Origin of the sequence: Streptomyces roseifaciens (assembly GCF_001445655.1) — a bacterium.
Classification (GTDB): Bacteria; Actinomycetota; Actinomycetes; order Streptomycetales; family Streptomycetaceae; genus Streptomyces; species Streptomyces aureoversilis.
The window spans coordinates 3,310,915-3,335,226 of the sequence record NZ_LNBE01000004.1; the positions used below are offsets into that span (position 1 = coordinate 3,310,915).

The window sequence follows — 24,312 nt, forward strand, 5'->3', positions numbered from 1 at the left end:
TCACCCCTCCACCGGGACGGCGTAGGCGAAGCCGCCGTCCACCATCAGGCCGGCGACCGTCTCCAGCTCCGGCGGACCACCCGCCAAGCGCGACAAAAACACGTCGAAGTCCTCACCACAGGGCAGCAGCAGCCGCTCCACCCGCTCCTGCACCGTCCAGCCGTCCCGGTCGCGCGCGTCGTCGTAGGGGCAGAACCACACCGAACCGATCGCCTCGCCCTTCACCTTGACGGCGAGCACGCCGCCCTGGGCGAATCCCACGCCCAGATAGTCCTTGGTGAAGTGGTCGCGCAGACACTTGTTGACGTAGACGAGGTCGTTCACGGCCGCCTCGTCGCGCACGGTGAAGAACGGCTGGTCGATCAGCAGGCCCAGCTCCGCGTCCAGCGCGGCGCCCACCGGGGCGCAGCCGCCCGCGGCCTTCAGGAACGCCCGGTACGCGCCCGGGAGGCGGTAGCCGAGGTCCTCCTCGACGCCCTGCACCTGTTCCTCGGTCACCGCGAGGTCCCGCTGCGGCAGCACGAAGTGCACCGGCCGGGTCTCCTGCAGCGGGCGCGTGCCCCGCTTGTCCTGGTCCACGGCGGCCGTCGCCAGCCCGCCGTGGTGCCGCAGCAGCGCCTTCACCTCCGCGGGCACCAGCTCCAGCCGGCGCGTGCCCACGACGTGGTGCCACGTCCAGCCGTGCGGCGTCGCCACCGAGGGCAGGCTGGCCCACAGCTCGTGGCCCGCGGCGTGCAGCGCCGCGTTCGCCGACACGTAGTCGGTCAGCCGCAGCTCGTCCACGCCGAAGCCCTCGGGCGGTTCCGCGATCTCCGCGGCCGCCCGTGCGTACGGCGAGAAGTCCGGACGGCCCTCGTCGTCCATCCGCACTCCCTTGGGATAGCGGCTGGCGCGGACCGGGTCCGGGAAGTGCACGACCTGCCCGGCGTAGGCCGCATTCGGTGGCGCGGCCTGCTGCCCGAGCCGACCTGTCGTCATGGCGGAAGCCCCCTGCTGACTGTGTGTCTCCGAAAGGCCCCGACGAACGCGGCGGTCGCCGCGAGTCACCGGACCCCCGTCCGGGCCACGGGGCGGCCCGGCCGGCCGGTGTCCCCATGGCCGAGAACACCCCGTGCGGCACAGCCTATGCGGTACCGCAAGGAGGGGACCGCGCCCCGGTCCGCCCGCACCGCCGCCGCCCGGCCGCCGGCCCGGCCGTCACGCCCCGTGAACCCCTCCCGGCCGCCGCACCGCCGGGCCCACCGGTCCGGTCATCCGACGCATGAACATCACACGGCGCCCCGCCAACCCCGACCTGACTTCCACACCTGCCGTCCCGTTTGGCAGTCTGATCCCCGCAACAGGGGGATTGCAGGGAGGGAAGAACCACCATGCACACGACTCAGGACCGACCGCCCGCCGACGACCACGGCACGGCGGCCTCCGGCGACCCCCGGCTCACCTGGAGCACGGAGGACGCCGACCGGCCCCCCGCCCTGCTGCACCGCCGCGACGGCATACTGCCCGCCGTGGCCGCCGCCCTCTCCGTCCGTGGAGAGACGCTGACCTGCACCGCGGGCAAGGCCGAGGTGCCTCCTGCGCTGCACCCGCTGGTCCAGGACTTCCTCGACACCCTCACCAGCGACCGGCGCGAGCGCTTCACCGGCCGCTGCCCCGAGGCGCTCCTCCTGACCCGCTTCCTCGGCGCCTTCGAGAGCGCGCGCAGCAAACGCGCCTCCCGCAAACCGCTGACCCACGGCGAGGCCCGGCGCGCCCTCAAGCACGCCAAGCTCACCGCCCGGCACATCCGTGAGGACGGCGACCCGCGGCACGGCGCGTACGCCCCGCCCTGCCGCTCCTGTACGGCGCTGCTGAGCCATTTCGGCGTACGCAGCGTCGACCCCGCCGCCCCCGCGAAGGCCTCCCCCGCCAAGGCCGCCATCTCCAAGGCCGCCACGAAGGCCTCCATCACCAAGGACAGGGGCTGACCGGCATGCGCGCCTTCGACCGCACCGCGGCCACCCGCTTCCCGGCCGCCGTGGACGCCGCCCTGCGCGAGGCCGGGTGGCAGCCCGGGCGCTGGGACATCAAGGCCGCCGAGAACTGGGCCGACGCCCTGCGCGCCCACACCTCCCCGGCCGGGCACCGGCACACCGTCTTCCCGGCCGCCGTCGAGGCCTGGGCGGAGTTCGGGGGCCTGCACATCGCCGGGACCGGGACCGGGCGGCACATCGCCCCCACGCCCTTCCACATCGACCCGCTGCACGGGCTCCACCTCGCGCGCACCGTCGCCGACCTGGGGCGCGCGCTGGGGGCCGAGGTGTGCCCGCTCGGGCAGGAGGCGGACGGGCAGGCGCTGCTCGCCATCGACGCCCACGGCCGCGTCTACAGCCTCGACCACACCGGCGACTGGTACCTCGGCTCGGACATCGACCACGCCATCGCCACGCTCGTCAACGGCACCCGGCCCTCGCGGCTGTCGGCGGGCATGGGACGCCGCTGACCGGAGCAACGCGAACCGGCCAAAGGCCGGGCGAGAACCGGCCTTGTTCGGAACCGGGCGCCGGTCAGGCCGGCGAGCCCCCGCTCTCCACGATCGCCGGGATCACCGCCGACACCCGGAAGCCGCCCGCGTCGGTGGCGCCCGACACGAAGACCCCGCCCAGCGCCGAGACCCGCTCGCGCATCCCCACCAGGCCGTTGCCGCCGCTCGGCAGGCCCGGTGCGGCGGCGCCGCCCTCCGACGGCCCGTTCTCCACCTGCAGCGCGACCTCGTCCTCGCGGTGCGCCACGCGCACGACGGCCTTCGCCCCCGGCGCGTGCTTGTGGACGTTGGTCAGCGCTTCCTGCACCACGCGGTACGCCGTGCTCTCCACCCGTGCGCCGTACGCACGCTCCACGCCCTCCACGGACAGCTCGACGGCCATGCCCGCCGCCCGCGACTGGCCGACGAGATCCTCCAGGCCGTCCAGACACGGACCGTCACCGGACGCAGGCTGCTCGCTCACGGGGGCGGCGGTCCCGCCCGCGGCACCGGCGCCCACGCCCGCGGTCACCCGCGCCGAGGCCGCCGCCGCGACCTCCGCCAGCCGCCGCGAGTCCGCCGCCGAGGACGCCTCCGGCACCATGCCCTCGGAGGAGGTCCGCAGCACGCCGAGCATCTCCCGCAGCTCCGTCAGCGCCTGCCGGCCCATGTCGCCCACCAGGCCCGCGTTCCGCGACGCCTTCTCGGGGTCCTTCAGGGCCACCGCCTGCAGCGCGGCCGCGTGGACGACCATCAGCGACACCCGGTGGGCCACCACGTCGTGCATCTCGCGCGCGATCCGCGTGCGCTCCTCGTTGCGCGCCCACACCGCGCGCTCCTCGGCCCGCTCCGCGAGCAGCGACAGCTCGCGCTCCAGGCCGTCCGCGCGTTCCCGCAGGCTCTCCACGAGCCGCCGCCGCGCCCCCACGTAGAGCCCCAGGAGCACGGGCGGCGCCGTGAGCCCCAGCGCCACCAGCGACGCGAAGAACAGCATCATCCAGGGGCCCGGCTGGTACCCCTCCCCGGCGGCTATGTCGCGCTGGAACTTGATGAACGTCACGAGGAAGGTCCCCGCCACCGACACCCCGGCGAGGACGACGGTCAGCCGGCGCGGCACGTCCGACGCGGCCAGCGTGTACAGGCCGACGATGCCGAGCAGGAAGCCCAGCTCGGCCGGTGTGATCGCGATGCCCAGCAGCACCACGGCCACCGGCCACCGGCGCCGGAACAGCAGCGTGCCGCCGACGAGCGCACCCACCACGACGGCGAGCGCCACCGGGCCCCCGTGCTCGTCCGCGAATCCCGCGCCCTCCGCCGCGCACTCCAGGGCGGACACCAGCGCCAGCACGACGTCGAGCACCATGCTGCGCCGCCGCGCCCACCACCAAGGCCCGTCCGGCGCGCCGCGCACGCCCGCCTCCGCGTTTGCCCCCGTTGTGGTCATACCACCCAGACTACGGAAGCCCGCCACCCCATTTCCTGCCCGTTCCCGCCCTCGCGGCCCGGCCGACGTGCCCGGCACCGTCGCGTCGACGGGCGGCCGTACGGCATAGTGTTGGCTGCAAGCGCGTCCGATCAAGTGAATCGGGCATCACGGGCGAACCATCCCGGGTCGTCTAATGGCAGGACAAATGATTTTGGTTCATTGAATGAGGGTTCGATTCCTTCCCCGGGAGCTGGATGTACGGGTCTCGACCGCCGGGTCGGGACCCGCCCGCGTTTCAGCAGTAAAACGCACCGGTATCCTTCGGATGTCCACCACCCGAAGCCGAAGGGCACACCCGTGAGCGCCAACCGCCCGGCAGCCGTCGTCGTTCTCGCAGCGGGTGAGGGCACCCGCATGAAGTCGGCGACCCCCAAGGTCCTGCACGCCATCTGCGGACGTTCCCTCGTCGGCCACGTCGTCGCCGCCTCCCGCGAGCTGGACCCCGAGCACCTCGTCGTGATCGTCGGGCACGCACGCGAGCAGGTCTCCGCACACCTCGCACAGATCGACCCCGAGGTCCGCACCGCCGTCCAGTACGAGCAGAACGGCACCGGCCACGCCGTGCGCATGGGCCTCGAGGAGCTGTCGAACAGCGGCATCGCCCTCGACGGGACCGTGGTCGTCGTCTGCGGCGACACCCCGCTGCTGACCGGCGCCACGCTCAAGACCCTCAGCGACACCCACGCCGCCGACGGCAACGCCGTCACCGTGCTGTCCGCCGAGGTCCCCGACGCGACGGGCTACGGGCGGATCGTCCGCGACGACAGCGGCGCCGTGACCGCGATCGTCGAGCACAAGGACGCCACGGAGGGGCAGCGCGCGATCCGGGAGATCAACTCCGGGGTGTTCGCGTTCGACGCCCAGCTGCTGACGGACGCGCTCGGCAAGGTGCGCACGGACAACAGCCAGGGCGAGGAGTACCTGACCGACGTCCTGGGCATCCTGCGCGAGGCCGGGCACCGCGTCGGCGCCGCGGTCGCCGGCGATCACCGGGAGATCCTGGGGATCAACAACCGCGTCCAGCTCGCCGAGGCCCGCAGACTGCTCAACGAGCGGCTGCTGCACGCGGCGATGATGAGCGGCGTGACGGTCGTGGACCCGGCGTCGACCTGGATCGACGTCACCGTCACCTTCGAGCCCGACGTGCTCGTCCACCCCGGCACCCAGCTGACCGGCGCCACCAGCCTGGCCACCGGCAGCGAGGTCGGGCCGAACACGCGCCTGGCGGACACCGCCGTGGGCGCCGGCGCCCGCGTCGACAACACCGTCGCGGACTCGGCGCTGATCGGCGAGGGCGCGACCGTCGGCCCGTTCGCCTACCTGCGCCCGGGGACGAAGCTCGGCCCGAAGTCGAAGGCCGGCGCGTACGTCGAGATGAAGAACGCCGAGATCGGCGAGGGCACCAAGGTGCCGCACCTGTCGTACGTCGGTGACGCGACGATCGGCGAGTACTCCAACATCGGCGCGGCGAGCGTCTTCGTGAACTACGACGGTGTGAACAAGCACCACACGACGATCGGCTCGCACTGCCGCACCGGATCGGACAACATGTTTGTGGCTCCGGTCACGATCGGGGACGGCGCGTACACCGCCGCCGGCTCGGTCATCACCAAGGATGTGCCCCCGGGTTCGCTGGCCGTCGCACGTGGACAGCAGCGGAATATCGAGGGCTGGGTGGCACGTAAGCGCCCGGGAAGCGCAGCCGCACAGGCCGCTTCCGCCGCTCGCCGGGAGACCGACGGCGAGCAGTGACCGTGACACGGGTGCGCCGTGCGGGGCGTACCGTGATAAGCGCACACAAAGCGACATCCAAGGAGACTGTGCTGTGACCGGGATCAAGACGACCGGCGAGAAGAAGCTGATGCTCTTCTCCGGCCGCGCCCACCCCGAGCTTGCCGAGGAGGTCGCGCACCAGCTGGGCGTCGGCCTGGTCCCGACCAAGGCATTCGACTTCGCCAACGGCGAGATCTACGTCCGCTTCCAGGAGTCGGCACGTGGCGCGGACTGCTTCCTGATGCAGAGCCACACGGCTCCCATCAACAAGTGGGTCATGGAGCAGCTGATCATGATCGACGCGCTGAAGCGCGCGTCGGCCCGCTCCATCACCGTGGTCGTGCCGTTCTACGGCTACGCCCGCCAGGACAAGAAGCACCGCGGCCGCGAGCCGATCTCGGCCCGTCTGATCGCCGATCTGTTCAAGACGGCGGGCGCGGACCGGATCCTCACGGTCGACCTGCACACGGACCAGATCCAGGGCTTCTTCGACGGCCCGGTCGACCACCTGTTCGCGCTGCCGATCCTCGCCGACTACGTGGGCGCCAAGGTCGACCGCGAGAAGCTGACGGTCGTCTCCCCGGACGCCGGCCGCGTGCGCGTCGCCGACCGCTGGTGCGACCGCCTCGGCGCCCCGCTCGCCATCGTCCACAAGCGCCGTGACAAGGATGTCGCCAACCAGGTGACGGTGCACGAGGTCGTCGGTGACGTGAAGGGCCGCGTCTGCGTCCTGGTCGACGACATGATCGACACCGGTGGCACGATCTGCGCCGCCGCGGACGCCCTGTTCGCCAACGGCGCCGAGGACGTCATCGTGACGGCCACGCACGGTGTGCTCTCCGGCCCCGCCGCGGACCGCCTGAAGAACTCCAAGGTGAGCGAGTTCGTCTTCACCAACACCCTGCCGACCCCGGGTGAGCTGGAGCTCGACAAGATCACGGTGCTGTCGATCGCCCCGACGATCGCGCGCGCCGTGCGCGAGGTCTTCGAGGACGGCTCGGTCACGAGCCTCTTCGAGGAGCAGTGAGCCTCCGGCAGGTCTGACCTGCCGGCTGCAAAAACGATCGGCCTGTTGTCGCGCGGCCCTGATCGATTTCTGAGCGGCCTCCCCCGCCGGGTACACTCCACGAGTTGCTCGGCGAGGGAGGCCGCACTCATGTGCGGCGGTCCGTTATCGACGCGCTCTTCGTAGCAGGTCCGTATGTGGCCGGGTAACGGTCCACCGATCCACCGCTCACGAGGAGTGCACCATGGCCGAGATCAAGATCCCCGCCCAGGTCCGTGCCGAGTTCGGCAAGGGCGCCGCCCGTCGCATCCGCCGCGCCAACCAGGTTCCCGCGGTCATCTACGGCCACGGCGGCGAGCCGGTCCACGTCACCCTGCCGGGCCACGACCTGATGATGGCTCTGAAGACCCCGAACGTCCTGCTCTCCCTGGACATCGAGGGCCGCGACGAGCTCGTCATCCCCAAGGCCGTCCAGCGTGACGCCCTCAAGGGCTTCCTCGAGCACGTCGACCTGCTGGTCGTCAAGCGCGGCGAGACCGTCACCGTCGAGGTCCCGGTCCAGACCGAGGGCGACCTGGCCCCGGGCGGCAACCTGCTCGAGCACACCCTGACCGCCCTGCCGGTCGAGGCCGAGGCCACCCACATCCCCGAGGCCATCACCGTCTCCATCGCGGGCCTGGAGGCCGGCGCCTCCGTCCTGGCCAAGGACGTCGTCCTGCCGGCCGGTGTCGCGCTGGCCGTCGACGCCGACGCCGTCGTCCTGCACGTCGTCGCCGGTTCCACCGAGGCTGCGGCCGAGAGCACCGAGGCCTGATCCTCGCCCCTCCCGGCTTTTCTTTCGACCGCCGTCCCGCTCCGCCGGAGTGGGACGGCGGTCGGCTTTGAGCGGTTGGTTATGAAGGAGACATGCAGATGACGGACGACTCCAGCCCCTGGCTGATCGTGGGCCTGGGCAACCCCGGGCCGGAGTACGCGGGCAACCGCCACAACGTGGGGTTCATGGTCGCGGACCTGCTCGCGGAGCGCATGGGCGCGAAGTTCAAGGCGCACAAGGCGCGGGCGCAGGTGGTCGAGGGCCGGCTCGGCGCGCCCGGGCCCTCCAGCCGCCGGGTCGTGGTCGCCAAGCCCATGTCGTTCATGAATCTGTCCGGCGGCCCGACGGCCGCGCTGCGCGACTTCTACAAAGTGCCCGCCGACCGGGTGATCGCCGTCCACGACGAGCTGGACATCGACTACGGGACGCTGCGGCTGAAGCTCGGCGGCGGCGACAACGGCCACAACGGCCTGAAGTCGATCACCAAGGCCCTGGGCCCGGACTACTGCCGGGTGCGGTTCGGCATCGGCCGGCCGCCGGGCCGGATGCAGGTGGCGGACTTCGTGCTCAAGGACTTCTCGTCCACCGAGCGCAAGGAGCTCGACTACCAGGTGGACCGGGCCGCGGACGCCGTGGAGGCGCTGATCGTGGACGGCCTGGAGCGGGCGCAGAACACGTACAACATCTGAGGCCGGGGACGGGCGCGGCCTCGACGCCGCGTCGAGTGACGTTCCATGGCGGCTCGTGAGAATGGCCGCCATGAGGATTCTTTTCGTAGCCGGGGACACGCCGGAGGCGGTTCTCCCGCTCGTCGCCGCGGCGCGGGCCGCCCTCGTGGCCGGGCACGAAGTCGTCCTCGCCGGGGCCACGGACCTGGGCGGGGCGGCGGAGGCGGCCGCCGGGGCCGGGATCGCCACGGCGACCGTGACGGCGCGGACGACGGCCGAGGCGTTCCTGGACACCGGCGGCAACCCCTTCCCGGTCCCCGAGGACCCGCACGAGCGCCAGGTGCTGCGCGGCCGCTGCCTGGGGCGACTCGCCGCGTGGTGCCTCGCGGGCCTGCCCGGCCTCGCGGACCGCCGGCGGCCCGACGCGGTGGCCGGAGTGCCTTCGGCCTTCGCCGGCCCGCTGGTGGCGGCGCACGCGAAGGTGCCCTACGTGCAGTTCACCGCCGGCCCGGACGAGCCACTGGCCGTGGCCCTCGCGGCCGCCGCCGAGCTGACGCCGCAGTTGGAGGGGCTGGGCCTGTACGCCCTGCCGCGCCCGGACCTGAGCGCGGACACGCCGGAGGCGTTCGTCGCGGCCCTCGCCCGGCTGGGCTGACGGACGACGCCCGCACCGGCCCGGTCGAGGCGTCGTCGAGCGCGACTCGACGCCCGCCCCCGACAGTCGGGGCCATGAAGATTCTGTTTGTGGGCGGCAACGGAGCGGGAACGCTCTTCCCCCTCGTCCCGCTCGCGCAGGCGACCCGCAACGCCGGTCATGAGGTCTTCATGACCGGCTGCGAGCCCGTCGTCCCGCTGATCCTGGACGCCGGGCTGCCCGCCTTCGCGGTCACGCCCGGAACCGTGGCCGACTTCCGCATCCCCCCGCTGGGCAACACCGCGCCGGTCTCCGAGACGGGCCTGGATTCCCTGATCTCCATCGGCCGCATGTTCGGCCGCTTCGCCGCAGACTGCCTGGGCAGGCTCCGCGAGCTCGTGGACGGCTGGCGCCCGGACCTGGTGGTGGGCGGGGTGCTGGCGTACGCGGCGCCGCTCGTCGCGCAGTACGCGCGCGTGCCCTACGTCCGCCTCGGCACCGAGATGGGCGAACCCCTGGTCGTCACCCTGGCGGCCACGATCGAGCTCGGCGGCGAGCTGGAGCGGGCTGGCCTGACCGCCCTGCCCGCCCCGGACCTCACGCTCTCCTCCTGCCCGCCGTCCGTGCGCCCCGTACACGCCCCGCCGGCGCTGCCGGTGCGCCACGTCCCGTACACCTCCCAGCGGACCGTCGAGCCGTGGATGCACCGGCGCGACGGCCGGCCGCGCGTCCTGGTGAGCGCGGGCAGCCGGGTGACGCCCGAGCAGGACTTCGACATCCTCCAGGGCCTGGTGCGCGAGGTCGCCCCGCTGGACGTCGACCTGCTGATCGCGGCGCCGGAGGGGGTCGCGGGCAAGCTGCGGCTGCCGGCGGGGGCGCACGCGGGCTGGATCCCGCTCGACGTGGCCGGGCCGTCCTGTGACGTGATGGTGCATCACGCGGGCGGCAGCACGACGCTCACGGGCATGGCCCACGGCGTCCCGCACATCCTGCTGACCCACATCGGCGGCCTGGAGTACCCGGCCCGGCTGGAGGAGCTGGGCGCGGCGAAGCTGATCCGCGCCGAGGACGACGGCGCGGAGACCATCGCGGCCGCGATCGGCGAGGTGCTCGGCGATCCGGCGTACCGGCGGGCCGCGGGACGGCTCCGCGAGGAGGTGCTGGCGATGCCGGCGCCGTCCGAGGTCGTCGGGCGGCTGGAGGAACTGGCCGCGAAGGCCTGACCATCCGTCGTCCGGCAGCTCTTGACCTCAAGCCGAGTTGAGGTTCAAGCATAGGTAAAAACCGCTGCACGACCAGCGAACACCGCCAACGACCAACTACCACAACAGGTGTGAGGCCATGACGAATACCGCGCAGCCGGCCGCCGCGAGTTCCCAGGGCGAGGGGGGCGAGGGGGACGGCCTCACGCACAAAGCCATCATGACCGTACTGGTCGGGCTGATGCTGGGGCTCTTCCTGGGCGCGCTCGACCTCATGATCATCGCCTCGGCGATGCGGACGATCGCCGACGAGCTGCACGGCCAGACGATCCAGGCGTGGGCGACCACGACCTATCTGGTGACGTCGACGATCACGACACCGCTGCTCGGGAAGTTCTCCGACATCTACGGGCGCAAGCGGATCTACGTGATGTCCATCGTCGTCTTCCTGGCGGGTTCGCTGCTGTGCGGCATGGCGCAGTCGATGTACCAGCTGGCGGCCTTCCGGGCGATCCAGGGCATCGGCGCGGGCGGCGTGATGACCATGGCGTTCGCGATGATGGGCGACATGATGACGCCCGAGCGGCGCAGCCGCTACCAGGGCTACTTCTCGATGGTGTTCGGCCTGGCCGGGGTGACGGGCCCGCTGCTGGGCGGCTTCTTCGCCGGCATGGGACACATAGCGGGCATCGCCGGCTGGCGCTGGGTGTTCCTGGTGAACCTGCCGATCGGCGTGCTGGCACTGATCGTCGTCGCGACGAAGTTCAAGATGCCGCGGGTGCGCACCGTCCAGAAGGTGGACTACTGGGGCGCGTTCGCCCTTGCCCTGTGCCTGGTGCCGCTGCTGGTGGTGGCGGAGCAGGGCCGCGAGTGGGGCTGGGGATCGCCGCTGTCGCTCGCGATGTTCGCACTGGGGCTGATCGGGCTGGTGATGTTCGTACGGGTGGAATCGGCGATGGGCGATGCGGCGATCATCCCGATGCGGCTGTTCCGCACCCGGACCTTCTCGGTGATCAATTCGGTGAACATCATCGTGGGCCTGGGCGTCTTCGGTTCGCTGCTCTTCCTGCCGCTGTACCTGCAGATGGTCAAGGGGATGTCGCCGACGGTCGCGTCGCTGATGCTGCTGCCGCAAACGGCAGGCACGATCATCGCGAGCCGCACCCTCGGGCCGGTGATCAACCGCAGCGGGCGGTTCAAGGCGTTCCTGCTGCTGGGCCTGTCCCTGGTGACGGCGTCCCTGTTCATGTTCGGCTTCGTCGGGCCGGACACGGCGGTGTGGGCGCTGGTGGCGATGACGACGGTCATGGGCCTGGGCATCGGCATCTGCTTCCCGGTGACGCTGATCGCGCTGCAGAACGGGGCGCGCAAGGAGGAGATGGGCGTGGCCAGCGCCGCGTACATGTTCTTCCGGGAGATCGGTGGCACGGCGGGTGTGGCGATCTTCCTGTCGATCATGTTCTCGGTGGTGGGCGACAAGATCTCCGACGCCTTCCGCGCCGCGGCCGGGGACGCCGGCTTCCGGGCGGCGCAGAGCGATCCGCAGGTGCTCGCCGACCCCGCCAACACCCAGGTGCTGGAGGCCGCGCAGCACGGCGGCCGGGGTATCGACCTCGACGACTCGTCCTGGCTGGCGAACGCCGACGAGCGGCTGGCCCGCCCGGTCCTGGAAGGCATGGCCGATGCGGTGAACACGGTCTACATCACGGCGGGCTGCGTGATGCTCGTGGCACTCCTCGTGGCCTTCCTCCTGAAGGAGAAGAAGAAGGAGAAGGAGGAGACGCAGGGCGCCGGGGCCGTCGCGAAGGGCGAGGAGCCGGCCGCGGCCGGCTGACGCGAGCGCGGGTCGAGCGCGCCCCTAGGCGGGCCCGTCAGGCTGGGTGGTCGTTGTTGTCACGGAGCTGGGGGGAGACTCATGTACGAGAACGACCGCGCCGCGGAGATGTACGACCTGCTGTACGAGGACAAGAAGGACTACCGGTCGGAGGCCGGCCAGGTGGCCCGGCTGATCCGGGCGCACCGGCCGGACGCCACCGCCCTGCTGGACGTGGCCTGCGGCACGGGCATCCACCTGCAGGCGTTCGCGGAGCTGTTCGCGCACGTGGAGGGCGTGGATCTGGCGGAGCCGATGCTGGCGATGGCGGCGCGGCGCCTGCCGGGCGTTCCGCTGCACGCCGGCGACATGCGTTCGTTCCGCCCGGAGCGCAGCTTCGACGCCGCCGTCTGCATGTTCAGCTCGATCGCGTACATGCGCACGGCCGCGGACCTGGACCGGGCCGTCGCGACACTGGCGGCCGCGGTGGCGCCCGGCGGTGTCGTCCTGGTGGAGCCGTGGTGGTTCCCGGAGTCGTTCCTGGAGGGGCACGTGGCCGGCCATGCGCTCACCCGTGACGGCCGCACCATCACCCGCGTCTCGCACTCCACCCGGCAGGGCGACATGGTGCGCATGGAGCTCCACTACGTCCTGGCGGACGCCGACGGCGTGGAGCACCGCAGCGAGGTCGACCTGCTGACGCTGTTCACCCGCGAGCAGTACGAGGAGGCCTTCTCCCGGGCCGGGGTGAAGGCGGAGTACGTGGAGTCCGAGGGGACGGGGCCGGGCTTCTTCGTGGGCGTGCGCGGCTAGCCGCCGCCCGTCCCGCACACCCGGCCCGTACGGCGGCGGGGCGCCCCTTCCGGCATGAAGGGGCGCCCCGCTCCGCTGTTCTCCCGTCCGCGGTCAGCCGGTGTTGCGGAGACCTGCGGCCACGCCGTTGACGGTGAGCAGGAGCGCACGCGCCAGCAGCGGGTCGGCGGGCTCGCCGCGCTCGGCGGCCTGGCGCTGGCGGTGCAGCAGCGTGACCTGGAGGTAGGAGATCGGGTCCAGGTAGGCGTCGCGGATGTGGAAGGTCTGGCGCAGGACGGGGCTCGCGTCGAGCAGCTCGGCCTCGCCGGTGATGCGCAGGACCTCCTGGACGGTGAGCTCGTGCTCGGCCTTGATGGCGTCGAAGACGTGCTTGAGCTCGTCGGGCACGAGGGTGTCGACGTAGTGCTGCGCGATGCGCAGGTCGGTCTTGGCGAGCGTCATCTCGACGTTGGACAGGAAGTTCTGGAAGAAGTGCCAGTGCTCGTGCATCTCGTCCAGGACGGTGTCCAGGCCGGCCTCGCGGGCGGCCTTGAGGCCGGAGCCGACGCCGAACCAGCCGGGCACGATCTGCCGGGACTGGGTCCAGCCGAAGACCCACGGGATGGCCCGCAGGCCGTCCAGGCCCGCGCCGGAGTCGGGGCGGCGCGAGGGGCGCGAGCCGAGGTGGAGCTCGGCGAGCTGGTCGACGGGGGTGGAGGCGAAGAAGTACGCCGGCAGGTCCGGGTCCTCGACGAGGCGGCGGTAGGCGGCGTGGGCGGCGTCGGAGACGGTGTCCATGGCCGCGTCCCAGCGGGCGAGGGCCTCGTCGGACTGGCGGGGCGCGGTGTGCAGGGCGGAGGCCTGCAGGGTCGCGGCGACCGTCAGCTCCAGGTTCTCCCGGGCGAGGGCCGGCAGGAGGTACTTGTCGGAGATGACCTCGCCCTGCTCGGTCACCTTGATCTCGCCCTCCAGGGTGCCCCAGGGCTGGGCGAGGATCGCGTCGTGGGTGGGGCCGCCGCCGCGGCCGACGGTGCCGCCGCGGCCGTGGAAGAGGCGCAGGCGGACGCCGTAGCGGTGGGCGACGTCGCGCAGGCGGCGCTGGGCGCGGTGGATCTCCCACTGGGAGGTGGTGATACCGCCGAACTTGGAGGAGTCGGAGTAGCCGAGCATGACCTCCTGGACGTCCCCGCGGAGGGCGACCAGGCGCCGGTAGGAGGGGTCGGCCAGCATGTCGTCGAGGATGCGGTCGGCTTCCTTGAGCTCGTCCGTGGTCTCCAGGAGCGGCACGATGCCGATCTTCGCCCAGCCGGCGTGCAGGTCGATCAGACCGGCCTCGCGGGCGAGGACGGCGGCGGCGAAGACGTCGTCGGCGCCCTGGCACATGGAGATGATGTACGACTCGACGACCTCGGGGCCGAACTTCTCCAGCGCCTCGCTGATGGTGCCGAAGACGCCGAGGGTCTTGGCGCCGGCCGCGTCGAGGGGCGCGGGGCTGGGGGCCAGCGGGCGGCGCGAGCGCAGCTCCTTGGCGAGGAGCTTGCGGCGGTAGTCGCGCGGCATGTCCGCGTAGCGCCAGGACTCCTCGCCGAGGCGGTCGAAGAGCTGGCCGAGGGCGTGGTGGTGGGCGTCGGCGTGCTCGCGGACGTCCATGGTGGCCAGGTGCAGGCCGAAGGCGGCCAGGGTGCGCAGGGCGCGCTCCAGGCGGCCGTCGGCGATCAGGCGGCCGCGGTGGGCGCGCAGGGAGTCCTGGATGATCTGCAGGTCGGCGAGGAGCTCGGTGGTGCCGAGGTAGTCGCGGCCCTCCTCGTGCGGGATGTTGCGGGCCAGGCGCTCGCGGGTGTTGACGAGCTTCTGGCGGATGCACGTCGCCTTGAGGCGGTAGGGCTCCTCGGCGTTGAGGCGCTTGTAGCGGGGGCTGATCTCCGGCAGCAGTTCCAGGTCGCGCTGGAGGGAGGCGAGGAGCTCCTCGGTGGCGCCGCTGTTGCGGATGGAGTTCGACAGGGCGCCGCGCAGGACGTCGACGAGCTCCAGGGCGTCGGTGATGCCGTGCTCGTGCTGCAGGATCAGCACGTCCCAGGTGACCTGGGGAGTGACGTTGGGGTTGCCGTCGCGGTCGCCGCCGATCCAGGTGCCGAAGGTCAGCGGGCGGGTGGTGGCGGGCAGGGCGACGCCCACCCGCTCCAGCTCGGCGGCCAGGTCCTCCAGGACGTCGCCGACGGCGTTGGCGTGCAGCTCGTCCAGGTAGTAGATCGCGTTGCGGGCCTCGTCCGTGGGCTCGGGGCGGGCCACGCGCAGCTCGTCGGTCTGCCAGAGCAGGTCGATGTTCTCGGCCAGGCGCAGGTCGGTGCGGCGCCGGTCGCCGGTGGCGCCCGCGGAGCGGGAGTCCAGGGTGTCGAGGAGCTCGGCGATGCGGCGGAGCTTGTTGAGGACGCTGCGGCGGGCGGCCTCGGTGGGGTGGGCGGTGAAGACGGGACGCACGCCGAGGTGCTCGACGCTCTCCCTGACATGCTCGGGGTCGGCGTCCTTCAGCTGGTCCGCGGTGCGGGTGAGGATCGAGCCCTCGGCGGCCCGCTTGGCGGCGAGCTCGCGCCCGCGGTGCACCTGCTCGGTGACGTTCGCCAGGTGGAAATAGGTCGAGAAGGCCCGGACGAGCTTGGCCGCGGTCTCCAGGTCGGTGGCGCCGAGCAGCTCGGCGGCGGCCTCGCCGTCCGTGCGGGTCAGGGCGCGGACCCGCTCCACCAGGTCGAGGAGCTCTTCACCCTCCTGACGGACCAGGGTCTCGCCGAGGAGATCGCCGAGGCGGCGGATGTCGGCGCGCAGGGCGGCGTTGGTGTTGTCGGCACTGCTCACAGGTGCTGCTCCTTGCAGAGTTTCCGGCACGTCTGGAGGGTTTGCGGACCGCGCTGTCCGACGCCCACCAGCATAGGTCGCCCTCCGACGCGCGGTTGTCCACAGCCCTCTTGCTCCGCGCTCCCGCCCTGCCATACTTACGAAGCCGTAGGTTACGGAACCGTAGCCATGCCCCGACCCCCATGAGGGAACCCATGACTGCAAGCCCCGACGTGATCGAAGACGCGCCGAAGGCCCAGGAAGCCCCGCTCCCCTCCGCCACGCTCGGCGGCGACAGCAAGCGCTCGGTCGAGCAGATCGCCCTGCTGCTGTTCATCACCGTGCCGTTCCTCGCCCTCGTCGCGGCGATCCCGCTGGCCTGGGGCTGGGGAGTGAGCTGGCTCGACCTGGGCCTGATGGTGGCCATGTACTACATCGGCTGCCACGGCATCACCATCGGCTTCCACCGCTATTTCACGCACGGCTCCTTCAAGGCCAAGCGGCCGCTGCGGATCGCCCTGGCGATCATGGGGTCGATGGCGGTGGAAGGCCCCGTGGTCCGCTGGGTCGCCGATCACCGCAGGCACCACCGGTTCTCCGACGCCGAGGGCGACCCGCACTCCCCCTGGCGCTACGGCGAGACGGTGCCGGCCCTGATGAAGGGGCTCTGGTGGGCCCACGTCGGCTGGATGTTCGACGAGGAGCAGACCCCCCAGCACAAGTACGCCCCCGATCTGATCAAGGATCCCGACGTCCGGGCGGTCTCCCGCCAGTTCGTGCTGTGGACGTCGGTGTCCCTGCTGATCCCGCCGCTCGTCGGCGGCCTGGCCACCTGGTCCTGGCAGGGGGCCGTGACGGCGTTCTTCTGGGGTTCGCTGGTACGGGTGGCCCTGCTGCACCATGTGACGTGGTCCATCAACTCCATCTGCCACGCCGTGGGCAAGCGCCCGTTCAAATCCCGCGACCGCTCGGGCAACGTGTGGTGGCTGGCGATCCTCTCCTGTGGTGAGTCCTGGCACAACCTGCACCACGCGGACCCGACCTCCGCCCGGCACGGCGTGCTGAAGGGGCAGCTGGACTCCAGCGCCCGCCTCATCCGCTGGTTCGAGCAGGCAGGCTGGGCGTACGACGTGCGGTGGCCGAAGGCGGACCGCTTGGAATCCCGGCGGAAGGAGCGTGCCGCCGAGGCGGCATGATTGACAGCGTGGCGATCGACAGCAATACCACCAGTAACAAGGACCGGGCCCAGGCTGCGGGGACCCGGCGCACCCGGCGGGTGCGGATGACCGGCGCGGAGCGCCGTGAGCAGCTGCTGGACATCGGTCGCACACTCTTCGCCGAGCGCGGCTTCGAGGGCACGTCCGTCGAGGAGATCGCGGCCAAGGCCGGGGTCTCCAAGCCCGTCGTCTACGAGCACTTCGGCGGCAAGGAGGGGCTGTACGCGGTGGTCGTCGACCGCGAGATGCGGCAGCTGCTGGACATGGTCACCGGCGCCCTCACCGCGGGCCACCCGCGGGAGCTGCTGGAACAGGCCGCGTTCGCCCTCCTCGACTACATCGAGACGTACACGGACGGCTTCCGCATCCTCGTCCGCGACTCGCCGGTGGCCCAGTCCACCGGCACCTTCGCCTCCCTGATCAGCGACATCGCCACCCAGGTCGAGGACATCCTCGGCCTGGAATTCAAGGCCCGCGGCTTCGACGCGAAACTGGCCCCCCTGTACGCCCAGGCCCTCGTCGGCATGGTCGCCCTCACGGGCCAGTGGTGGCTGGACGTCCGCAAGCCGAAGAAGGCGGAGGTGGCGGCGCATCTGGTGAATCTGGCCTGGCACGGGCTGGACGGCCTGGAGCCGAAGCCGCGCCTTGTCGGGCACAGGCGCGCCTGAGGGCACGGAACGGGGGCGGCGCCCCCGTCGCCCGAGGTTCAAGGGGGCTCGCCCCCTTGAAACCGCCGGCGCGGCGCGCAACCACGACGGTGGCGCCCGGCGGTGCCGTACGGGCTCAGGCGGGCCCGTACGGCACCGCCGGATGCGGCCGCAGTGGCTGATCGCCGTCGCGGCGGGAATGAAGGGGCAGGCCCCTTCGGACCCCGGACCGGAGGTCAGCCCTGGCGGGCCACTGCGAAGATCCGTCGGAACGGGAAGAGCGTGCCGTGCGGGCCCGGGGGGTACGCCTCGCGGAGGAGCGCGCCGTATTCCGACAGGAAGCTCGACGTCGCCTCCGCGTCGTCCGCGAGCGCCGTCAGGACCGGCCTCAGGGTCGTGCCCTTCGTCCAGTCCAGGACCGCGTCCTCGCCCTCCAGCACGTGGACGTACGTCGTCTCCCAGGCGTCCACCGCCAGGCCCAGGCCGGCGAGCCGTTCCAGGTACTCCGCGGGTGTGAGCACGCACCCGGGCCGGTAGAGCCCGCCCAGCCGGCCCCGCCAGGCCGCGCTCTCGCAGAGCTCGTGCAGGAGCACGTGGCTCGGGGCGTCGAAGTTCCCCGGCACGGTGAAGGCGAAGACCCCGCCGGGGGCGAGCCCCTCCACCCACCGCGGGAACGACTCCGCATGCCCCCGCACCCACTGGAACGTCGCGCTGGAGATGATCAGGTCGTACGTCCCCTCCGGCGCCCACTCCCTCAGGTCGGCGTGGGCGAAGGTCACACCCGGCACCCCGGCCCGCGCCTCCCGCAGCATCGCCTCCGAGTTGTCCAGCCCCGTGATCCGCGCCGCCGGCCACCGCTCGGCGAGCAGGGCCGTGACGTTGCCCGGGCCGCAGCCGAGGTCCACGATCCGCGCGGGATCGCGGAGCGGGACGCGGGCGAGGAGGTCGTGGAAGGGCCGGGACCGGGGGCCGGAGTGACGCAGGTACTGCTCGGGGTCCCAGACAGGCGTGGCAGTGGTCGTCGTCATGCTTCCAGCATCACGCCGCAAATATCTCGACGTCAAGAGACTTAATATCAAGAGACTTCATGTCGACAGACCCTCTACACTGATCAGCATGGAGGACGAGGTCGATCGGCTGGTTTCAGCATGGCGCCGCGAGCGCCCTGACCTCGACGTGGAGCCACTCGAGGTGCTCAGTCGCGTGAGCAGGCTCGCGCGCCACCTCGACCGGGCCCGCCGCCTGGCCTTCGCCGAGCACGAGCTGGAGCCCTGGGAGTTCGACGTCCTGACGGCGCTGCGCCGCGCCGGGGCCCCGTACCAGCTCTCGCCCGGCCAGCTGCTCACCCAGACGCTGGTCACCTCCGGCACGATGACCAACCGCATCGACCGGCTCGCGAAGAAGGGCCTCGTCCAGCGCGAGCCCGACCCGAGCGACCGCCGCGGCGTGCTGGTGCGCCTCACCGACGAGGGCCGGGACCGCGCCGACGAGGCGCTGGCCGGGCTCCTGGAGCAGGAGCGCGCCATCCTCGTCGAGCTGTCCCGCACCCAGCGCCGTGAGCTGGCCGATCTGCTACGCCAGCTGACCGCCCCGTTCGACAACACTCCCGGTTAGGTCCACCGGCCCCACCCCGGCGCGCCGCGCCAGCGCGACCGCCGCGAGCGTGGAGTGCACCCCGAGCTTGCCCAGGACGTTCTGCATGTGGGTGCGGACGGTGTGCGGCGAGAGGTAGAGCCGCTCGGCGACGGCCTTGCGGCCGAGCCCGGCCACCATGCAGCGCAGCACTTCGCGCTCGCGCGGCGTGAGGGACTCCACCAGCCGCTCGCTCTCCGTGCGGTGCTTGCGGGCGGCCGTGAGCTCGCGCAGCACGCCCGTCAGCAGGGCGGGCGGCAGGTGCGTCTCGTCGCGCAGGACGCCGCGGATGACGGCCAGCAGCCGCGACAGCGAGCAGTCCTTGGCCACCCAGCCGCCGGCGCCCGCCTGCAGGGCCGCCGCGGCCCTTCTGGGGTCGTCCCGCTCGGCGAGCACCACCGTGCGCACCGCGGGGTGCGCACTGCGGACTCCGGCCACGAGGGAGATGCCGTCGACCGCGCCCTCCCCCGGCCCGCCGCCCTCGTGCACGGAGCCGTGGGCCTGGCCCCTGAGCTGCCCGGGCACGCCGCCGTCCTGCGCGACCGTGCCGAGATCGGCGTCGATGAGGAGCACGTCGAAGCGGCGCCCCTCGGCTGCCGCCCGCTCCAGCGCGCGCAGCGCCGCCGGCCCGCTGCCGGCCGCGGAGACCTCCACGTCCTGCTCGGCCGCGAGGGCGGCGGCGAGCGACTCGGCGAAGATGCGGTGGTCGTCGACCACCAGTACCCGAATACGTGCCACTGCCACCCCCATATCCCGGGCGGCGGCCAGTGCGGGTACGGCGCCCGGTCCGGGGCCGCCACACGCCGCACGGCCGCCGCCGCACTGATGACTTACACCCCGCCCCGGGCGTCGTACCTGCCTGTCTCGCCCCCTGATCAGCGTCGGCCCCCACCGACGCTGTGCATCAGCGTACGGCGGGGGTCCCGCAACGGAAGCCGATTGGCAAAACTGCTCGACCCGCCTGTTTATGGTGAGCTTTCTGTTCAGTATTGAGGCAGTGAACGACATGGAACGACGCGAAGTTGACCATGCCCGACTGCACGATCACGGAGGGGTCCGCGGCGTTCCCGTCGTTGCGGCCCGCTCCCCACCTCGGCACACCCGCCGCGCGCCGCCGCCCGCCACCGCTGCGAGGACACGGGGCGGACGGTGCCCGGCCGCCGCGAAGGCGGCCGTGACGGCCCCGCCGACCGCCTCGGCGGCCGTCTCCTCCACGAGCGCCAGCGCCGAGCCGCCGAATCCCGCACCGGTCATCCGCGCTCCGAGCGCGCCCGCTTCGTTCGCGACCGCGACGGCCAGATCCAGCTCCGGGCAGGAGACCGCGAAGTCGTCGCGCAGGGAGGCGTGCCCGGCGGTCAGCAGGGGCCCGGCCGCGCGCGGCTCGCCCGCGCCGAGGAGCTCCACGACCCGCCGGACGCGCTCCTCCTCGGTCACCACGTGCCGCACGAGTCGCCGCACGCCCGCATCGGCGAGCCCGCCCAGCGCCGCGTCCAGCTCCCCGTACGGCACGTCCCGCAGCGCCCGCACGCCCAGCGCCCGGGCCCCCGCCTCGCAGCCCGCGCGCCGCGCCGCGTACGCGCCGTCGGCCAGGGCGTGCCGGACGCGGGTGTCGACGACGAGCAGCCGCAGCCCGTGCGCGGCCAGGTCGAGGGGCACCTGGCGCAGCGCGAGGTCACGGGTGTCCAGGTGCAGGGCGTGGCCGGCGGTGCAGCAGGCGGACGCGGCCTGGTCCATGAGCCCGCAGGGGACGCCCACGAAGGCGTTCTCGGCGCGCTGCGCGAGCCGGGCGAGGGCGGGGCGGTCGCAGGCGGCGCCGTGCAGCTCGGTGAGCGCCAGGGCCGTGGCGACCTCCAGGGCGGCGGAGGACGACAGGCCCGCGCCCGCCGGCACGTCGCTCTCGACGTACACGTCGGCGCCGCCCACCGGCAGGCCCGCCTCGCGCAGCGCCCAGGCGACGCCCGCCGGATAGGCGGCCCAGCCCTCCACGCGGCCGGGGGCGAGCGCCGCGAGGGCCGCCTCGGCCGTGCCCGCCGCCTCGCGCGAGCGCAGCCGCAGCACGCCGTCCGTACGGGCCGCCGCGGCGACCCGGGTGCACTGCGGGAGGGCGATCGGCAGGACGTGGCCCTCGTTGACGTCGGTGTACTCGCCGATGAGGTTGACCCGGCCGGGTGCGGCCCAGACGCCCTCGGGGGCGTACCCGTAGACGCGCTCGAAGCCCTCGGCGGCGGTGTTCACTGCTCGGGCCCGCGGCGCGCGAACTCCCAGGCGTCGGCGACGATTCCGGCCAGGTCCGGGCGGCGCGGGGTCCAGCCGAGGGTCTCGCGGGCGCGCTCGGCGGAGGCCACGAGGACGGCCGGGTCCCCCGCGCGGCGCGGGGCGGCGATCTGCGGGACGGGGTGCCCGGTGACCTTGCGGACGGTCTCGATCACCTCGTGGACGGAGAAGCCGTTGCCGTTGCCCAGGTTGCAGATGAGGTGCTCGCCGTCGCGGGCGGCGGAGAGGGCGAGCAGGTGGGCCTCGGCGAGGTCGGCGACGTGGATGTAGTCGCGGATGCAGGTGCCGTCCGGGGTCGGGTAGTCGTCGCCGTAGACCGCGACGGCCTCGCGCTCGCCCCGGGCCACCTGCAGGACGAGCGGGATGAGGTGCGTCTCGGGGTCGTGCCGCTCGCCGTAGGGCCCGTACGCGCCCGCCACGTTGAAGTAGCGCAGGGAGACGGCGGCCAGGCCGTGGGCGGCGCACTCCCCGCCGATCATGTGGTCCACGGCGAGCTTGGTGGCGCCGTAGGGGTTGGTGGGGGCGGTGGGGGCGTCCTCGGTGATGGGGACGTCGGCCGGTTCGCCGTAGGTGGCCGCGGTGGACGAGAAGACCAGGGTGCGCACACCCGCGTCACGCATGGCGGCGAGCAGGTCCGCGGTGCCGCCGACGTTGTTGCGCCAGTACGGCTCGGGGTCGGCCACGGACTGGCCGACCTGCGAGAACGCCGCGAAGTGCAGCACGGCGTCGTAGGAGCTGTCGAGCCACCGGCCCGCGTCCTGCACGCGGCCCTCGACGAAGGCGGCGCCCTCCGGGACGGCGGCCCGGTGCCCGGTCGAGAGGTCGTCGAGGACGGTCACGGTGTGCCCCGCGGCCAGCAGATGCGCCGCCACGACGCTGCCGACGTAGCCCGCGCCGCCCGTGACCAGGCACTTCCTGCTGCTCTCGCTCATTCGCTCGCTACCTCTCGCAGTCGCTCCGCCGCGGCCTCGGGCGGCACATCGTTGATGAACACGTTCATGCCGGATTCGGAACCAGCGAGGAACTTCAGCTTGCCGGGAGCCCGGCGGACGGTGAAGAGCTCGAGGTGGAGCGCGAATTCACTCCTGCGGGGGTCCCGGAACGGCGCCTGGTGCCAGGCGGAGACGTACGGGGTGGGCGGCAGGGCGGGTGGCAGGCCGGTGCTGTGCCCGTCCCCGCCTTCCCGCCCATCGAAGATCCGGTCGAACCGGCGCAACAGTTCCAGGTAGACCTGTGGGAACTCTGTGCGCGCCGCGTCGCCGAGCGCGAGCAGGTCGGGCACGCGGCGACGCGGGTACAGGTGCACCTCGTACGGCCAGCGGGCGGCGTACGGGACGAAGGCCGTCCAGTGGTCGGTGGCGAGGACGACGCGGCGGCCGTCCTCGTGCTCGGCGGCCACGACATCGTCGAAGAGGTTACGGCCGCCGCCGGTGCGGGTCGCGTGCGCGGCGGCGGAGGCGAGCATGCGCTCCGTGCGCGGGGTCACGAACGGGTACGCGTAGATCTGGCCGTGCGGGTGGCCGAGGGTGACGCCGATCTCCTCGCCGCGGTTCTCGAAGCAGAACACCTGCCGCACGGAGGGGAGCGCGGCCAGCTCGGCGGTGCGGTCGGTCCAGACGGCGAGCACGAGGGCTGCGCGGGCGTCGGTGAGGCCGGCGAAGGAGGCGTGGTGGTCGGGCGTGAAGCAGACTACTTCGCACCGGCCCGCGGTGCCCGCGAGGGACGGGAAGCGGTTCTCGAAGACGGCGACTTCGTAGTCGGGGGCGGGGATTTCCGTGGGGTGCCCGGGACTTGAGGGGCACAGGGGGCACGCTTCCGCGGGTGGGAGGAAGGTGCGGGTCTGGCGGTGGGAGGCGATGACGACGTCCTCGCCGAGGATTCGGTCGTGGCGGACTTCGGTGACGGGGGGTGTGGCGGGGGGAAGGGGGCGGGGGTCCGGGGCGTCGCGTAAAACTGCGTCGCCGGCGTCGTAGTAGATCAGCTCACGGCCGTCGGCGAGCTTGGTTGCCGTCTTCCTCACGGGGCTCACGGGCTTCTTCTCCCCACCCCGCCCCTTCCCGTAACTGGGGGCGGGCCCCCAGACCCCCGTATCGCGCTGAACGCGCTCGTCCTCAAACGCCGGACGGGCTGAAGTTTGCTGAGGCCCAGCAAAGATAGAGCCGTCCGGCGATCGAGGACCGGGGTCCGGGGCGGAGCCCCGTGCTACGGAGCCGCAGGGCCCCTCTGCGGGGGCAGCGGGCCCGGACCGGCGGCCGCGCGGTCCAGAAGCCCCGTACGCGCGGCGAGGGCCGCCGCCTCCAGCCTCGAACCCACCCCCAGCTTCATCAGCACCCGCTGCACGTGCGTCCGGGCCGTGCTCGGCGCTATGCCCATGCCTGCCGCGATCAGCCGCGTGTCCTCGCCCTCCGCGACCCGTACGAGGACCTCCACCTCCCGCGGCGTGAGGAGCTGCAGGAGCCGCGCGCCCTCGTCGTCCGGCTGGGCGGCGGGGTTGAGGAGCTCCGTGAACGCCCCTTGCAGGAGCTGGGGATCGACCGCGGCCTCGCCCGCCCTCGCCTTCATCATGGCGCGCTCGACGCCTTCGATCCGCTCGTTGTGCCGCACGTAGCCCGACGCGCCGGCGGCGAAGGCCGCGGCGATGCCGAGCGGGCTCGGCACGGGGCCGAGCACCACGACGGCCACCTGCGGCCGGTCGCGCTTGATGCGGACGATCGGATCGAAGGCCCCCGGCTCGGCCGGGGTGGCGGTGCCCAGCAGGCACACTTCCGGAGCGCGGCTCACCACCAGGTCGGCGGCGCCCGCGCTCGGCGCGGCCGCGGCCAGGACCCGGTGCCCGCGCAGCTTCAGGGCCGAGGCGAGCGCCTCGGCCAGCAGTCGGTGATCATCGACCACCATGAGCCGCACGCCCATGCGCTTGCCCCCTGTCGCCCCGCGTACGTCTCTACGTCTCCTTGTCGACCCCTCGACCCCGGAAGCTACACGCTTGTTCGACGTTGCGCGCCCCTTACCGGTGAGAAGTCCC

The 24,312-nt window shown here is 72.6% G+C and carries 22 protein-coding genes and 1 tRNA gene; 14 read left to right on the plus strand and 9 right to left on the minus strand.

What is annotated here, in order from left to right:
• A complete protein-coding gene (locus tag AS857_RS31955; protein ID WP_058046632.1) occupies positions 1–978 on the minus strand; it encodes an SMI1/KNR4 family protein in 978 nt (325 codons plus the stop codon).
• Positions 979–1,370: 392 nt separating this feature from the next.
• Here AS857_RS31955 and AS857_RS31960 point away from each other — a divergent pair, with 392 nt between their 5' ends.
• A complete protein-coding gene (locus tag AS857_RS31960) occupies positions 1,371–1,967 on the plus strand; it encodes a YwqJ-related putative deaminase (RefSeq protein WP_058046633.1) in 597 nt (198 codons plus the stop codon).
• A 5-nt stretch (positions 1,968–1,972) separates the two neighbouring features.
• The gene (locus AS857_RS31965; protein WP_058046634.1) at positions 1,973–2,482 is read left to right on the plus strand and encodes an SUKH-3 domain-containing protein; all 510 of its coding nucleotides are present in this window, start codon (positions 1,973–1,975) and stop codon (positions 2,480–2,482) included.
• 64 nt (positions 2,483–2,546) lie between these two features.
• Here AS857_RS31965 and AS857_RS31970 read toward each other — a convergent pair whose 3' ends face one another.
• Entirely contained in the window at positions 2,547–3,947 is a 1,401-nt protein-coding gene (locus tag AS857_RS31970; protein ID WP_058046635.1) for a sensor histidine kinase, read from the minus strand.
• 161 nt (positions 3,948–4,108) lie between these two features.
• On the opposite strand from AS857_RS31970, the gene AS857_RS31975 reads away from it, so the two are divergent.
• From AS857_RS31975 to AS857_RS32015, 9 genes are all read left to right on the plus strand, one after another.
• Positions 4,109–4,179 (plus strand) — tRNA-Gln (locus tag AS857_RS31975).
• 107 nt (positions 4,180–4,286) lie between these two features.
• Positions 4,287–5,741, plus strand: a complete 1,455-nt coding sequence (gene glmU / locus AS857_RS31980; RefSeq protein ID WP_058046636.1) for a bifunctional UDP-N-acetylglucosamine diphosphorylase/glucosamine-1-phosphate N-acetyltransferase GlmU — start codon at positions 4,287–4,289, stop codon at positions 5,739–5,741.
• Between the two features lie 73 nt (positions 5,742–5,814).
• Positions 5,815–6,789: a ribose-phosphate diphosphokinase gene (locus AS857_RS31985; RefSeq protein WP_058046637.1), complete on the plus strand. Its 975-nt coding sequence runs from the start codon at positions 5,815–5,817 to the stop codon at positions 6,787–6,789.
• A 223-nt stretch (positions 6,790–7,012) separates the two neighbouring features.
• The gene (locus AS857_RS31990; RefSeq protein ID WP_058046638.1) at positions 7,013–7,582 is read left to right on the plus strand and encodes a 50S ribosomal protein L25/general stress protein Ctc; all 570 of its coding nucleotides are present in this window, start codon (positions 7,013–7,015) and stop codon (positions 7,580–7,582) included.
• A gap of 98 nt (positions 7,583–7,680) precedes the next feature.
• Positions 7,681–8,271 carry an aminoacyl-tRNA hydrolase gene (gene pth / locus AS857_RS31995; RefSeq protein WP_058047200.1) on the plus strand — a complete coding sequence of 197 codons (591 nt, stop codon included), beginning with the start codon at positions 7,681–7,683 and terminating at the stop codon, positions 8,269–8,271.
• 70 nt (positions 8,272–8,341) lie between these two features.
• Positions 8,342–8,905: a hypothetical protein gene (locus AS857_RS32000; RefSeq protein WP_058046639.1), complete on the plus strand. Its 564-nt coding sequence runs from the start codon at positions 8,342–8,344 to the stop codon at positions 8,903–8,905.
• A 74-nt stretch (positions 8,906–8,979) separates the two neighbouring features.
• Positions 8,980–10,107 (plus strand): glycosyltransferase, encoded by a 1,128-nt coding sequence (locus AS857_RS32005; RefSeq protein ID WP_063804386.1) that lies wholly within the window; start codon positions 8,980–8,982, stop codon positions 10,105–10,107.
• A gap of 118 nt (positions 10,108–10,225) precedes the next feature.
• Complete coding sequence (locus AS857_RS32010) at positions 10,226–11,920, plus strand: MDR family MFS transporter (protein ID WP_063804387.1); 1,695 nt, start codon at positions 10,226–10,228, stop codon at positions 11,918–11,920.
• 81 nt (positions 11,921–12,001) lie between these two features.
• Positions 12,002–12,712: a class I SAM-dependent DNA methyltransferase gene (locus AS857_RS32015; protein ID WP_058046641.1), complete on the plus strand. Its 711-nt coding sequence runs from the start codon at positions 12,002–12,004 to the stop codon at positions 12,710–12,712.
• Positions 12,713–12,805: 93 nt separating this feature from the next.
• Here AS857_RS32015 and ppc read toward each other — a convergent pair whose 3' ends face one another.
• Positions 12,806–15,541: a phosphoenolpyruvate carboxylase gene (gene ppc / locus AS857_RS32020; RefSeq protein ID WP_058046642.1), complete on the minus strand. Its 2,736-nt coding sequence runs from the start codon at positions 15,539–15,541 to the stop codon at positions 12,806–12,808.
• A 194-nt stretch (positions 15,542–15,735) separates the two neighbouring features.
• Between ppc and AS857_RS32025 the strand changes: the two genes are divergently transcribed.
• Both AS857_RS32025 and AS857_RS32030 read left to right on the plus strand, forming a co-directional pair.
• Complete coding sequence (locus AS857_RS32025) at positions 15,736–16,716, plus strand: acyl-CoA desaturase (protein WP_173864827.1); 981 nt, start codon at positions 15,736–15,738, stop codon at positions 16,714–16,716.
• Positions 16,713–17,405 carry a TetR/AcrR family transcriptional regulator gene (locus AS857_RS32030; RefSeq protein ID WP_058046643.1) on the plus strand — a complete coding sequence of 231 codons (693 nt, stop codon included), beginning with the start codon at positions 16,713–16,715 and terminating at the stop codon, positions 17,403–17,405. Before AS857_RS32025 ends, AS857_RS32030 begins: the two co-directional genes overlap by 4 nt.
• Before the next feature lie 215 nt (positions 17,406–17,620).
• On the opposite strand, the gene AS857_RS32035 is transcribed toward AS857_RS32030, so the two are convergent.
• Positions 17,621–18,412: a trans-aconitate 2-methyltransferase gene (locus AS857_RS32035; RefSeq protein ID WP_058046644.1), complete on the minus strand. Its 792-nt coding sequence runs from the start codon at positions 18,410–18,412 to the stop codon at positions 17,621–17,623.
• Between the two features lie 88 nt (positions 18,413–18,500).
• Between AS857_RS32035 and AS857_RS32040 the strand changes: the two genes are divergently transcribed.
• Positions 18,501–18,998, plus strand: coding sequence for a MarR family winged helix-turn-helix transcriptional regulator (locus AS857_RS32040; protein ID WP_058046645.1), 498 nt, complete (start codon positions 18,501–18,503; stop codon positions 18,996–18,998).
• Here the strand turns inward: AS857_RS32040 and AS857_RS32045 are convergent.
• The 5 genes from AS857_RS32045 to AS857_RS32065 all read right to left on the minus strand — a co-directional run bounded on the left by AS857_RS32045 (position 18,957) and on the right by AS857_RS32065 (position 24,200).
• The gene (locus AS857_RS32045; RefSeq protein ID WP_058046646.1) at positions 18,957–19,754 is read right to left on the minus strand and encodes a response regulator transcription factor; all 798 of its coding nucleotides are present in this window, start codon (positions 19,752–19,754) and stop codon (positions 18,957–18,959) included. The two genes, AS857_RS32040 and AS857_RS32045, sit on opposite strands and share 42 nt — an antisense overlap.
• A 306-nt stretch (positions 19,755–20,060) precedes the next feature.
• The gene (galK, locus tag AS857_RS32050) at positions 20,061–21,251 is read right to left on the minus strand and encodes a galactokinase (protein WP_058046647.1); all 1,191 of its coding nucleotides are present in this window, start codon (positions 21,249–21,251) and stop codon (positions 20,061–20,063) included.
• Positions 21,248–22,222: a UDP-glucose 4-epimerase GalE gene (gene galE, locus AS857_RS32055; RefSeq protein WP_058046648.1), complete on the minus strand. Its 975-nt coding sequence runs from the start codon at positions 22,220–22,222 to the stop codon at positions 21,248–21,250. The genes galK and galE overlap by 4 nt, the downstream gene beginning before the upstream one ends.
• Positions 22,219–23,310, minus strand: a complete 1,092-nt coding sequence (gene galT, locus AS857_RS32060; protein WP_058047202.1) for a galactose-1-phosphate uridylyltransferase — start codon at positions 23,308–23,310, stop codon at positions 22,219–22,221. The genes galE and galT overlap by 4 nt, the downstream gene beginning before the upstream one ends.
• Before the next feature lie 182 nt (positions 23,311–23,492).
• Complete coding sequence (locus AS857_RS32065) at positions 23,493–24,200, minus strand: response regulator transcription factor (protein ID WP_058046649.1); 708 nt, start codon at positions 24,198–24,200, stop codon at positions 23,493–23,495.
• Positions 24,201–24,312 lie beyond the last annotated feature (112 nt).